Source organism: Pseudomonas sp. SDO5522_S412 (assembly GCF_054071215.1).
Map to the genome: position 1 here is coordinate 42,434 of NZ_JBSVWQ010000020.1, position 12,038 is coordinate 54,471.

Sequence of the window (12,038 nt, forward strand, 5' to 3'; positions counted from 1 at the left end):
GGTAAACCCTGCAGATGCTTTCAATTCGCCGATCGATTTGATCCAAAGGGAATGTTCATGTCGCAACCCGTTCGCTTCACTTTGCGCCCGCTGGCGCTGGCCGTTACTGCTACGTTGTTGTGCCTGGGCGCGCTCGACGCGCAAGCCGCCGAGTCACCGTCGACTCAGGAAACGGCCCGCCACTACACCATCGCCGCGGGTTCGTTGGTCAACGTGCTGAACAGCTTCGCCGAGCAGTCCGGGATCTTTTTCGCCGGCCACAACAGCCTGGCCAGCGGCAAAACCAGCCCGGGCCTCAACGGCAGCTACACCCCGGCCAGCGGTTTGCAACGGCTGTTGCAAGGCAGCGGCTTGCAGGCCGTGCCCCAGGGCAACAACGGCTACGTGCTGGAGTTGGTCCCGGCCAACACCGGCGCCCTGGAACTGGGCGCCACCACCATCTCCGGCGAAGGCCTGGGCGCCACCACCGAAGATACGCACTCCTACACCACCGGCGCCATGGCTTCGGCCACCGGCCTGGCGCTGTCGATGCGCGAGACGCCGCAGTCGGTAACAGTGATCACCCGCCAACAAATGGACGACCAGGGCTCCACCAGCATCGCCGACACCCTGCGCCGTGCGCCCGGTGTGAGCGTGCAGAACTACGACAGCGAGCGCTGGGAGTTTTCCAGCCGCGGCCTGCCGATCACCAATTTCCAGTACGACGGGGTCAACTCCACCTACGACGGCGTGTATGACTACGGCACCACCAGCACCGACATGGCGGTGTATGACCGCCTGGAAATCATCAAGGGCTCAGCCGGCCTGATGTCCGGCTCCGGCGATCCTTCGGCCACGGTCAACCTGATTCGCAAAAAGCCCACCCGGGATTTCAAGGCTTCCGTCACGCAGACCTTCGGCTCGTGGGACAACTACCGCACCGAAGGCGATATTTCCGGGCCTTTGACCGACTCCGGCAACGTGCGCGGGCGCTTCGTCGGCGTGTATCAGGATCGCCAGTCGTACCTGGACCACTACCAGAACACCAAGGACATTGCCTACGGCATCCTCGAAGCCGACCTGACGCCGGACACCCTGCTGACCTTCGGCATCGACCAGCAGGACACCCGCTCCCGTGGCGCCAGCTGGACCGGCTTCCCGATGTACTTCAGCAACGGTTTACGCACCGACTTCTCGCGGTCCTTCAACCCGGCCGCCGACTGGAGCCGCCGCGACTTCCAGAACCAGACCCTGTTTGCCTCGGTGCAACAAAAGCTCGCGAACGACTGGTCGCTGAAAGTCAGCCTTGACCGCAAGCGCAGCCAGCACGATACGCTGCTCGCCTCCGCCAGCGGCGGCAACCCGGACCCGGTCACGGGCGACGGGATGTACATGTTCATGGGCAAATACAAGGGTGACCAGGTGCAAAACACCCTGGACATCAACCTCAATGGCCCCTTCAGCCTGTTCGGGCGCGAGCATGAATTGATCATGGGCTTCATGGCCACCCGCTCGAAGCAGGACGTGCCGGTGTACGGCTCGATCTACCCGCCCGTGGGTGGCAGCATTTACGACTGGCGCGGCGAATACCCGAAGCCTGACATTCCCAGCAGCGGCCAGAACGACATCGTGCAACGCCAGACCGGCGCGTACCTGGCCACGCGCTTGAAACCCACCGATGACCTGTCGGTGATCCTGGGCACCCGCGTCAGCAACTTCAGCGGCACCGACAACACCGACTTCTACGACCCGACCAAGGCCGACAACCGTTTCACCTACCGCCAGACCGGCGTCGTCACGCCCTATGCCGGTATCGTCTACGACCTGAATGACATCTGGTCGGTGTACACCAGCTACACCAAGATCTACAAACCGCAAAACAGCAAGGACGCCGACCGCAAGTTGCTCGATCCGATTGAAGGCGACACCTACGAAGCCGGGCTCAAGGCAGCATTTTTCGACGGCCGCCTGAACGCCAGCTTCGCCGCATTCCGCATCGAACAGGACAACGTTGCGCAGTACGTTTCCGGGTTTGAGACCGACTCGGTGTATCGCCCGATTGCCGGCGCCACCACCAAGGGCTTTGAAGTCGAACTGGCCGGTGAAGTGCTGGACGGCTGGAACGTCTCTGCGGGCTACACCTACCAGCACAGCCGTGACGCCAACGGCGATTACGTCTACGGCTCCGTGCTGCAAACCACCACGCCCCAGCAAGTGGTGCGGTTGTTCAACACCTATCGCCTGCCCGGCGCCCTGGAGAACCTGACCGTGGGTGGCGGCGTGAATTGGCAGAGCGAGTTCTTCGGCAATGTGTTCCAGCCCGATCCCAACGACTCGGTGAATTTCGGCCACAACTCACGCATTACCCAGGACAGCTACTTCCTGGTGGACGTCATGGCGCGCTACCGCTTCAACGAGCACTTGAGCACCACGCTGAACGTGAAGAACCTGTTCGACAAAAAGTACTACACCGGCCTGGGCAACTTCGGTACCGGTTTCTACGGCGAGCCGCGCAGCCTGCAATTGGCGACCCGCTGGGATTTTTGAGCCCAAACGCCAGACTGCCGTAGCGCTTGCAACGGCAGTCGACTCGGGCTACATCCCGTCAGGAAGGTACGTCTGTTGTTCCTTCCCGGGCCATCCGAGGATGAGGGCTCCGGTTGCCCATAAAACGTGGGCGACCCGCACGGAGCCGAACTGACATGGAAGATCTGCCCTTTCTCTCGCACTTGCTGAACTTGCTGACAGGCGCCGATGAGGCGCGAGCGGCGGCGAAGCAACCCCTTTCCCTGGCAGACGCCATCAACGGCGTAGATCCGCAGATCGGTTTCCTGCGCAGAATGGAACCCGAAACCATGAAATGAAACGTTGCAGGCCTATTTCTGTGTAATCATTCACTGCATTGTTTCCCGGTGAGACTTGTAGTGATGCGATCGCCCCTCGAACCGACTGCCCCGTCCTTCTGGCGCGACGAACGCCTGCCGTTCATTGAGGCTCGCACCATCGCCGACGGGCGGAAGGTCTGCTACACCCGCCACGCCCACGAGCACTTTTCCATCGGCGCGATCACGGCCGGGCAGAGCCTGTACATCCATGGGGCATCGACCTTCAAGATCAGCACCGGCACCGTGGTCTTGATGAATCCCGGGGATGTCCACGCCTGCAACCCCATTGATGATCTGCCCTGGTCCTATCACATGCTGTATATCGATACGGCCTGGCTGACCGACCTGCAGCATCAGCTGGGTTTCAGCAAGGACCAGGACTTTCGTCCGTTCACCGCCACCCACACCACGGATGTCGCGCTGTACCGCGGGCTGAACGAGCTGTATGAGGTGCTGGTGGACAACCACGCCGAACACCTGCACAAGCAGAGTGCGGTGGTGAGTTTTTTCACCGAGGTGCAACAACGCCTCAACCCGTCGGAGACCCCGGTGCGCGAGGTCAATCACAAGCTGGAGCGGGCCGCCGACTATATCCGCGAACATTGCACCGAGGCCCTGAAGCTCGAAGACATTTGCCAGGCGGCTGAACTGTCGCCGTCGTACCTGATTCGTGCGTTCAAGCAGTATTACGGCATGACGCCCCACGCATTCCTGGTCAATCGCCGTATTCAGTTTGCCCGCACCCAGTTGCGCAGCGGCCAGTTGATCGCCGACGTCGCACTGGCGGCCGGCTTTTCTGATCAGGCGCATTTCCAGCGCACGTTCAAACAGCACCTGGCGGCGACGCCCGGGCAATATCGCGGCTGAATCAGGCCAGCAGCAGATACCCCACGCTGGTCACCAACAAGGCGGCCATCGAGCGATTGAACAGGCGCATGCCCTGGGGATTGCTCAGGTAGCGGCGCAGGAACGTCCCGGCGTACGCCCAGCACGCCACCGACAAGTAGCAAATCACCAGGTAGATCGTCGCAAACAGCCAGACTTGCTGCGCATCGCCATCGGCGACAAACAGCCCCATGCCTGCCACACACGCCAGCCAGGCCTTGGGGTTGAGCCATTGCATGATCGCCCCATAGAGCATCGACGGCGCCGCGGCCGTGCCTTCAGCGTCCAGGCGCCCATCGTCCACCGCCAGCTTCCAGGCCATGTACAACAGGAACGCCACCCCGCCCCACTGAATCAACTGGGTCAGCAGCGGCCAGCGCACCAGCACCTCATGCAGCCCCAGGCCAATCAGCACCAGCAGCAAGGTGAACCCCAGCGCGGCCCCGGCCACATGCTTCTGGCTGGCGGCAAACCCAAAACGCGCGCCTGAACTGAGGGCCACCACATTCACCGGTCCCGGGGTGATGGACGTGGCCAGGGCGAAGGCGGCCATGGAAATGATCAAGCTCATTGCAGTTCCTTTTTGTTGTGCGGGTACGAGCTGAACCTTAAGGGGAAGACGGATCACGGTATTGAAGAAAATGCCCCTGCCGGGAATGACCGAAAAACCACCAGTTGAAACCTTTAGCCCACCCTCTGCCAAAGACAAATTTATTCCATTGATATAACTGTATTTTTCTCTTTCCAAAGGGCGTTTTTGATAGGAAAAAATGCGTGTTTCCCAAGGTAGGCGCGGTGCTAGAGTCGAGCGCACATCTGGCCGGATGACCTCAACCTGCTCACAAAAAAGGAATCGCCATGTCACGTCGCTTATTGGCAGCTGCCTGCCTGTTGCTGTCCCTCTCCGGGGTTCAGGCCGCGGAACGCTGGGAAACCCTTCCGCCCACCCCGGCGCCGATTGCGGGGGCCAAGACCGGCTATGCCGCCGTCAATGGCATCAAGGTCTACTACACCAAGACCGGGCATGGTTCGCCGGTCATCCTGCTGCACGGTGGCCTGTCCAATTCCGATTACTGGGGCAACCAGGTCAAGGCGCTGGCCGCCAAACACACGGTCATCAGCCTCGACAGCCGTGGCCACGGGCGCAGTTCCCGGGACGAGAACCCCTTCGGTTACGACTTGATGGCCGATGATGTGGTCGCCGTACTCGACAGCCTGAAAATCCCCCGCGCCGATATCGTCGGCTGGAGCGACGGCGCAATCATCGGTATCGATCTTGCCCTGCGCCATCCCGACCGTATCGGCAAGGTGTTCGCCTTTGCCGCCAACACCCAGACCTCCGGGGTCAAGGATGGCGTAGAGAAAAACCCGACCTTCGCCGCCTTCATCGAGCGCGCCGGCAAGGAGTACGCCAGGCACTCGCCGACGCCAAAAGAGTACGACGCCTTCGTCGAGCAGATCAGCCATATGTGGGCCAGCCAACCCAACTGGACCGACGCGCAACTGGCGTCCATCAAGACTCCGATCCTGATTGTCGACGGCGACCACGATGAGGCGATCAAGCGAGAACACACCGAATACATCGCGGCGACCATTCCGGGAGCGGGCCTGCTGATTCTGCCGAACACCAGCCACTTCGCATTCCTGCAGGACCCGACGCTGTTCAATGCCGCGCTGCTGGACTTCCTGGACAGCAAATAGCCCCGCCTACTCTCCTGTCATCCGCTCCAGGCTGTTGCTCAAGTGCAACAGCATGGCGGCCCGGGCCGCGTCCGGGTCCTGGCGGCGGATGGCTTTCAGGATCGCCTCGTGCTCAAGGTTCGCCAGGCGCCCCAGCTCCATCAGGTCCGCGTCGCCGCGTTCCTCGGCATTGATCCGGGTGCGTGGGATTACCGAGTGGCCCAGGTGATAAATCACGTCGGTGAAATAGGTATTGCCAGTGGCCTGGGCGATCAGGCGATGGAAGCGCACGTCAGGCTCAACGGCACTGTCGTTGTTGGCCAGCGAGTCCTGGTAATCATCCAGTGCCTGGCGCATCTGCTGCAGTTGTTCATCGGTACGGCGCAAGGCTGCCAGGGCGGCTGCCTGGGTTTCCAGGCCCATGCGCAGTTCAAGAATGCCGCGCACGCTGGCGGCGGTGTCGTGGGTCAGGTGCAGGCCGTGGCGCTCGTCGCGCTCCAGCACAAAGGTGCCGACACCGTGGCGGGTTTCCACCAGCCCGGCGGCCTGCAATTTGGAAAGCGCTTCGCGCACCACCGTGCGACTGACGCCGTACTCGCCCACGATAGCGGACTCGGATGGCAGCTTCTCACCCGGCGCCATCTGTCCCAGGAGAATCTGCTGGGTCAACGCGGTGACGATGTCGTGGGCAAGGCCCGGGGAGCGCTTGCGATGAGGTGCCGAGCTGGGGTTTTGCATCAGGAATTCCGTTCAGGGGCGCCTGGCAATACTAGCATTCTTGCAAGCCCTTACTTGTATGACAACAAACAAATACCTGTAGGAGCGAGCCTGCTCGCGAAAAAACCCGTCGCAGCGCAAACATTGCACCAAACCTCGTAATCGTTGACGATTTTCGCGAGCAAGCTCGCTCCTACAAAGGGTTGCCATCTCTGAAAATGCAGTTGTATGATGTCTATCAAGTTGTCAGACATCTCTGACAACCCAAATACGTCCCCGCACAACAATAATCAGTGGGAGTTTGACCCGTGACCCCTTCCAGCCCTGCGACAGCTGCGCCTGCCACCGACCCGGTCCTGGCCCGCGCGATCAAGAAGGTGAAGAGCCATGTGCTCCCACTGTTCGTGATCATGTTCATCGTCAACTACATCGACCGCGTCAACATCGGCTTTGTGCGTACCCATATGGAGCACGACCTGGGCATTGGTGCGGCCGCCTACGGCTTCGGTGCCGGGTTGTTTTTCATCGGCTACGCGCTGTTCGAAGTGCCGTCCAACATGCTCCTGCAAAAAGTCGGCGCGCGCATCTGGCTGACCCGCATCATGTTCACCTGGGGCATCACCGCCACATTGATGGCCTTTATCCAGAACGAAACCCACTTCTACATCCTGCGCTTTCTGCTGGGCGTGGCCGAAGCGGGCTTCTTTCCCGGGGTGATCTACTACTTCACTCGCTGGTTGCCCGGCGTCGAACGCGGCAAGGCGATTGCAATCTTCCTCAGCGGCTCGGCCCTCGCCTCGCTGATCTCCGGCCCCTTGTCCGGCGTGCTGCTGCAAATCACCGGGCTGGGCCTGCATGGCTGGCAGTGGATGTACATCATCGAAGGCACGGCGTCGGTGCTGCTGTGCTTTTTCGTGTGGTTCTGGCTGGACTCCAAACCCCACGACGCCAAGTGGCTCAGCCTTGAAGAAAAGGATGCGCTGGTGGGCGAGATCGACCGCGAACAGCGCGAGCGTGACGCCGCCACCACGGTCAAGCCGACCCTGGGCAAGCTGCTCAAGGACCGTCAGATCATGCTGTTCTGCGCCCTGTATTTCTGCATCCAGCTGACGATCTATGCCGCCACTTTCTGGTTGCCGAGCATCATTAAAAAGATGGGCGACCTGAGCGACATCCAGGTGGGTTTCTACAACTCCATCCCGTGGTTGATCTCGATCATCGCGATGTACGCCTTCGCGGCACTGGCGGGCAAATTCAAGTTCCAGCAAGCCTGGGTCGCTGCGGCACTGTTGATCGCCGCCGTGGGCATGTTCCTCTCCACTACCGGCGGGCCGATCTTTGCCTTTATCGCCATCTGCTTCGCGGCGATCGGCTTCAAGTCGGCGTCCTCGCTGTTCTGGCCGATTCCCCAGGGTTACCTGGATGCACGCATCGCCGCAGCGGTGATCGCATTGATCAACTCCATCGGCAACCTCGGCGGGTTTGTCGCGCCCACCACCTTTGGTTTCCTGGAACAGACCACCGGCTCGATCCAGGGCGGTTTGTATGGCCTGGCGGGCACTTCGATCCTTGCGGCCATCCTGGTGTTTTTCGCCAGGACACTGCCCGGCCCGACCACCAGCAGCGTGCTGCAACCCGCACCCGTCTTGAGCAAATAAGGACTACACGATGAACACAGAACACCAGCACCACGCCAACAGCGCCCCGGTCGTGACCGGGCTGCAAGTCATCCCGGTGGCCGGTCACGACAGCATGCTGCTCAACCTCAGCGGTGCCCACGGGCCGTTTTTCACGCGCAACATCGTGATCCTTACCGACAGCGCCGGCCGTACCGGCGTCGGTGAGGTACCCGGCGGCGAACGCATCCGCGAGACCCTGGAAGACGCCCGCAGCCTGGTGATCGGCAAGCCCATCGGCCAGTACCAGAGCATTCTCAATGCCATGCGCCAGACCTTCGCCGCGCGGGATTCGGCGGGCCGGGGTTTGCAGACGTTTGACCTGCGCATCACCATCCATGCCGTCACGGCGATGGAAGCGGCACTCCTGGATTTGCTCGGCCAATTCCTCGAAGTCCCGGTGGCGGCCCTTCTCGGCGAAGGCCAGCAGCGCGACGCGGTGAAGATGCTCGGCTACCTGTTCTACATCGGTGATCGCCAGCAAACCGACCTGGCCTATCGCAGCGAAGGCGATGCCGAAGACTGGTTCCGCCTGCGTCATGAAAAGGCGATGACGCCCGAAGCCATCGTGCGTCTGGCAGAGGCGGCCAAGGCGCAATACGGCTTCAATGACTTCAAGCTCAAAGGCGGCGTACTGCGCGGCGGCGACGAAATCGAGGCGGTGACTGCACTGGCCGAACGCTTCCCCGATGCGCGCATTACCCTGGACCCCAACGGCGCCTGGTCACTGAAAGAAGCCATCGCCCTGTGCCGCGACCAGCATCATGTGCTGGCCTATGCTGAAGACCCTTGCGGCGCGGAAAACGGTTACTCCGGGCGCGAAGTCATGGCCGAATTCCGCCGTGCCACCGGGCTGCCCACCGCCACCAACATGATCGCCACCGACTGGCGGGAAATAGGGCATGCGATCCAGTTGCAGTCCGTGGATATTCCCCTGGCCGACCCGCACTTCTGGACCATGCAGGGCTCGGTGCGCGTGGCGCAGATGTGCCACGAATGGGGCCTGACCTGGGGCTCGCACTCCAATAATCACTTCGACATTTCCCTGGCGATGTTCACTCAGGTGGCCGCCGCCGCGCCGGGGGAAATCACGGCCATCGACACCCACTGGATCTGGCAGGACGGCCAGCGGTTGACCAAGGCTCCGCTGAAGATTGTCGACGGCCACATCAAGGTGCCGGCCAAACCGGGCCTGGGCGTGGACATCGACATGGACGCCGTGGCCCACGCCCATGAACTGTACAAAGGTATGGGCCTGGGTGCGCGCAATGACAGCGTGGCGATGCAGTTCATGATTCCGGGCTGGACGTTCGATAACAAGCGGCCGTGCCTGGTGCGCTGACCTCAGCTGAAGATCATCGAAAAGTGCGCGCCCACCCCGGCGCGCACACCCTCGCCGACCGCCAGCGCCACCGAGCCGCCGGCCAGGTTGGCATCGCCGCAGGCAAACACACCGGGCACGGTGGTCTGGCGCGTCTCGTTGGTCAGCAGGTAGGGCCCGGTCGGCCCTTCGACAAACTCACAGCCCAACTGCTCGGCCAATGGGCTGGCCATGCGCGTACGGGACAGGGTGAAAATACCGTCCAGCACGATCATCCGCCCGTCTGCCAATTCCACATCCGCCCGCTCACCGACAATCCGCCGCACCGCCGAGCTTTCGACGCTGACCCCACGCCGATCCAGTTGCGCCTGCTGCTCGGCATCCGGCACAAATGTACCGTTGGTAAAAAGCGTGGTGGTGCCCCAGTCCGGCAGCAGCATGGCGTGATGCATGGCCAGTGGCGACGTCGCCAGCACGCCGATGCGGCCTTGATCCAGTTCATAGCCGTGGCAATACGGGCAATGGAACACATGCTTGCCCCAGCGCTCCTTCAACCCCTCGACCTCGGGTAACTCATCCACCACGCCGGTAGCGAGAATCAAGCGTTTAGCGTTGAACTCACCGTTGCAACGGGTTTGCACCACGAAGCCATCCTGGTTTCGAATCGCTTCAACGGCGGTGTCCTGCACCCAGGTCACCGTCGGATATTCCATCAACTGCCCTCGCCCTTCGGCAGCGATCAGCTCCGGCGGCTGGCCATCCTGGCTGAGGAAACCGTGGGAAGTGGCCGCAAACCGGTTGCGCCGCTGCCCGGCGTCAATCACCAGCACCTTGCGCCGAGCCCGCGCCAGTTGCAGCCCGGCAGACATTCCGGCGTAGCTGCCGCCGACGATAATAACGTCGTAAACCATGAAGATGACCTCTCTGGTGGCCCTTGCATCGGTTGCCGGGCACTCACGACACACCATAAGTTACATAAAAATACCTCGTCAAGCGTCTCGCAACTCCAATCGTTACGAACGATACTTTCGGGCAGGAAATCCAGAGGCTTGCAGATGAGAAACGACACCCGGCTTTCGCGCATGCTCCATGTGCTGATCCACATGGGCCGCCACGAGGAACGCGCCACCTCGGAGACCATCGCGCAGATGCTTGGTACCAACGCGGTGGTGGTACGCCGCACCCTGGGCCTGCTAAAGGAGAAAGGTTATGTGCGTTCGGAAAAAGGCCATCAGGGCGGCTGGATGCTGGGCAAGCCGCTGAGTGAAATCACCCTGCTGGACATCCACAATGCCCTTGGCACGTCGTCGATCTTTGCCGTCGGCCTGTCCACCGATCATCCGCAATGCCTGGTGGAACAGGCCGTCAATGCGGCGCTGAACCAGGCGTTTGACGATGCCCAGGCGTTGCTGCTGCAGCGTTTGGGAGAGGTGACGCTGGCACAGTTGGCGGATGATTTTGACGAGCGCTATCGGGTGGCGATAACGCCCGCACCCTGTGCGTGATGCACGCGACGCCCTAAGCGCCGCCCACCGAGCGCCACGCTGCCTCGGCCAGGGTTTCCCGGTACACCCGAGGGCTGCTGGCCGAGCGCCCGGCCAGCCAGGCACGGCAGTAGCTGTCGGCCTGGCCGATGATCAGTGATGGCAAGAGTTCGGCGGGCACCTGGCTGAGCTGATCACCCCGTCCAGGCAGCACCATCCATTCCTTCAGCAACGCGTTGCGCGCCTGGTTGCGGCTTTCCAGTTCAGCGGCGAACGGGCCCTTGGTCACCGCGAAATGCGCGTGGTACTGGAAGCGCGCCCACTGCGGTTCGCTGTCTACCCAATCGACATAGCTGTGGACCAGTGCGTACACCCCCTCCTTCGCCGTTTTGGCCGATTCAAGATAGCGCCCACGCAATTCGGCCTGATCCTCCAGCGCGGTAAAAAACAGCGCGGCGACCAGGCCTTCCTTGTTGCCGAAGTGATGATAAATGGCGCCGACGCTGGTATCGCAGCGCGCGCGGATCATCTCGATGGTGGTGGCTTCAAGGCCCTGCTCGTTGAACAGGTCTAGGGCTGCCTTGAAAATATCGCGCTTCAATTCGGCCCTTCGGCCAGGGAAGCAACGCTGAAGCAGATCCGGGGTTTGCATGCTGAACAGGAACTCGGTCAGTGAAGAAGAACAAGTCCGGGCAGCTTGACAGATTTCCCATGGGCAGAATACTGTTCCGTTACAGAACATTATTCTGTTACGGAACAAGATTCCGTAAAATTCATTTAATCAGCGAGGCAGCACCATGAGTCAGGCTCTGAGCATGTTCAACAGCGTTGGCCCCGAAGCGTTCAGCAAACTGGCTTGCCAGATGGCGCCCTACTTCAGCACCATCAATCCGTTGATGACCCAGTTGCGTCCGGGGTTTGCCTCGGTGGAAGTGCCGTTCAGCAAGGCCATCACCAACCACCTGGGCACGGTGCACGCCATTGCCATGTGCAACGCTGCGGAGTTGGCGGCGGGTACCATGACGGACGTTTCCGTGCCGGCGGGTGCGCGGTGGATTCCCAAGGGGATGACGGTGGAGTATCTGGCCAAGGCCAAGAGCAGCGTGACGGCGACGGCCAATGGCGAAGGTATCGACTGGCAAACGGCGGGTGACAAGGTGGTGCCGGTGGAGATGCTGGATGCGGAGGGGAAATTGGTGTTTACCGCGCGGATTATCATGAATGTGAAATTGGGGTGATGGGGTTGGGGGCATATCCGTTGCTGCGGTTATGGCCGCTATTGGGTTGCGCTCTCACAGCGGCCTACGAGCCGGCTTGAGTGGGGTGAAGCAACCGCAAAATCAAAGGCGGACACGGTCCAAATGTGGGAGCGGGCTTGCTCGCGAAGGTCGTTAACGATGACGTGGGTATC

The 12,038-nt window shown here is 61.4% G+C and carries 12 protein-coding genes; 8 read left to right on the forward strand and 4 right to left on the reverse strand.

Going from position 1 to position 12,038, the window contains the following annotated elements:
• The first annotated feature begins 57 nt into the window (after nt 1-57).
• The 3 genes from ACW9I6_RS07445 to ACW9I6_RS07455 all read left to right on the forward strand — a co-directional run bounded on the left by ACW9I6_RS07445 (nt 58) and on the right by ACW9I6_RS07455 (nt 3,731).
• Nucleotides 58-2,526, forward strand: a complete 2,469-nt coding sequence (locus tag ACW9I6_RS07445) for a TonB-dependent siderophore receptor (RefSeq protein WP_457339115.1) — start codon at nt 58-60, stop codon at nt 2,524-2,526.
• A gap of 155 nt (nt 2,527-2,681) precedes the next feature.
• Nucleotides 2,682-2,843, forward strand: coding sequence for a hypothetical protein (locus ACW9I6_RS07450; RefSeq protein ID WP_457339116.1), 162 nt, complete (start codon nt 2,682-2,684; stop codon nt 2,841-2,843).
• Between the two features lie 63 nt (nt 2,844-2,906).
• Nucleotides 2,907-3,731, forward strand: a complete 825-nt coding sequence (locus ACW9I6_RS07455) for an AraC family transcriptional regulator (RefSeq protein ID WP_003207444.1) — start codon at nt 2,907-2,909, stop codon at nt 3,729-3,731.
• A 1-nt stretch (nt 3,732) separates the two neighbouring features.
• Here the strand turns inward: ACW9I6_RS07455 and ACW9I6_RS07460 are convergent, their stop codons facing one another.
• On the reverse strand, nt 3,733-4,320 hold the full coding sequence (locus tag ACW9I6_RS07460) for a LysE family translocator (RefSeq protein ID WP_457339117.1): 588 nt from the start codon (nt 4,318-4,320) through the stop codon (nt 3,733-3,735).
• A 287-nt stretch (nt 4,321-4,607) separates the two neighbouring features.
• On the opposite strand from ACW9I6_RS07460, the gene ACW9I6_RS07465 reads away from it, so the two are divergent.
• Complete coding sequence (locus ACW9I6_RS07465; RefSeq protein WP_003207440.1) at nt 4,608-5,450, forward strand: alpha/beta fold hydrolase; 843 nt, start codon at nt 4,608-4,610, stop codon at nt 5,448-5,450.
• Nucleotides 5,451-5,456: 6 nt separating this feature from the next.
• Here the strand turns inward: ACW9I6_RS07465 and ACW9I6_RS07470 are convergent, their stop codons facing one another.
• Entirely contained in the window at nt 5,457-6,167 is a 711-nt protein-coding gene (locus ACW9I6_RS07470; RefSeq protein WP_008435219.1) for a FadR/GntR family transcriptional regulator, read from the reverse strand.
• A gap of 287 nt (nt 6,168-6,454) precedes the next feature.
• On the opposite strand from ACW9I6_RS07470, the gene ACW9I6_RS07475 reads away from it, so the two are divergent.
• Complete coding sequence (locus ACW9I6_RS07475; protein WP_457339118.1) at nt 6,455-7,804, forward strand: MFS transporter; 1,350 nt, start codon at nt 6,455-6,457, stop codon at nt 7,802-7,804.
• Between the two features lie 10 nt (nt 7,805-7,814).
• On the forward strand, nt 7,815-9,164 hold the full coding sequence (gudD, locus tag ACW9I6_RS07480) for a glucarate dehydratase (protein WP_457339119.1): 1,350 nt from the start codon (nt 7,815-7,817) through the stop codon (nt 9,162-9,164).
• Nucleotides 9,165-9,166: 2 nt separating this feature from the next.
• Here gudD and ACW9I6_RS07485 read toward each other — a convergent pair whose 3' ends face one another.
• Complete coding sequence (locus ACW9I6_RS07485) at nt 9,167-10,054, reverse strand: NAD(P)/FAD-dependent oxidoreductase (RefSeq protein WP_457339120.1); 888 nt, start codon at nt 10,052-10,054, stop codon at nt 9,167-9,169.
• 144 nt (nt 10,055-10,198) lie between these two features.
• Between ACW9I6_RS07485 and ACW9I6_RS07490 the strand changes: the two genes are divergently transcribed.
• Nucleotides 10,199-10,648, forward strand: a complete 450-nt coding sequence (locus tag ACW9I6_RS07490; protein WP_008435227.1) for an Rrf2 family transcriptional regulator — start codon at nt 10,199-10,201, stop codon at nt 10,646-10,648.
• 13 nt (nt 10,649-10,661) lie between these two features.
• On the opposite strand, the gene ACW9I6_RS07495 is transcribed toward ACW9I6_RS07490, so the two are convergent.
• Nucleotides 10,662-11,279, reverse strand: a complete 618-nt coding sequence (locus ACW9I6_RS07495) for a TetR/AcrR family transcriptional regulator (RefSeq protein WP_032899370.1) — start codon at nt 11,277-11,279, stop codon at nt 10,662-10,664.
• Between the two features lie 145 nt (nt 11,280-11,424).
• On the opposite strand from ACW9I6_RS07495, the gene ACW9I6_RS07500 reads away from it, so the two are divergent.
• A complete protein-coding gene (locus tag ACW9I6_RS07500; RefSeq protein WP_008435232.1) occupies nt 11,425-11,865 on the forward strand; it encodes a hotdog fold domain-containing protein in 441 nt (146 codons plus the stop codon).
• Nucleotides 11,866-12,038: the final 173 nt, after the last annotated feature.

Coding starts and splice junctions, on each gene's coding strand:
- ACW9I6_RS07445 (WP_457339115.1), top strand. CDS start 58: ATGTCGCAACCCGTTCGCTTCACTTTGCGCCCGCTGGCGCTGGCCGTT.
- ACW9I6_RS07450 (WP_457339116.1), top strand. CDS start 2,682: ATGGAAGATCTGCCCTTTCTCTCGCACTTGCTGAACTTGCTGACAGGC.
- ACW9I6_RS07455 (WP_003207444.1), top strand. CDS start 2,907: ATGCGATCGCCCCTCGAACCGACTGCCCCGTCCTTCTGGCGCGACGAA.
- ACW9I6_RS07460 (WP_457339117.1), bottom strand. CDS start 4,320: ATGAGCTTGATCATTTCCATGGCCGCCTTCGCCCTGGCCACGTCCATC.
- ACW9I6_RS07465 (WP_003207440.1), top strand. CDS start 4,608: ATGTCACGTCGCTTATTGGCAGCTGCCTGCCTGTTGCTGTCCCTCTCC.
- ACW9I6_RS07470 (WP_008435219.1), bottom strand. CDS start 6,167: ATGCAAAACCCCAGCTCGGCACCTCATCGCAAGCGCTCCCCGGGCCTT.
- gudD (WP_457339119.1), top strand. CDS start 7,815: ATGAACACAGAACACCAGCACCACGCCAACAGCGCCCCGGTCGTGACC.
- ACW9I6_RS07485 (WP_457339120.1), bottom strand. CDS start 10,054: ATGGTTTACGACGTTATTATCGTCGGCGGCAGCTACGCCGGAATGTCT.
- ACW9I6_RS07490 (WP_008435227.1), top strand. CDS start 10,199: ATGAGAAACGACACCCGGCTTTCGCGCATGCTCCATGTGCTGATCCAC.
- ACW9I6_RS07495 (WP_032899370.1), bottom strand. CDS start 11,279: ATGCAAACCCCGGATCTGCTTCAGCGTTGCTTCCCTGGCCGAAGGGCC.
- ACW9I6_RS07500 (WP_008435232.1), top strand. CDS start 11,425: ATGAGTCAGGCTCTGAGCATGTTCAACAGCGTTGGCCCCGAAGCGTTC.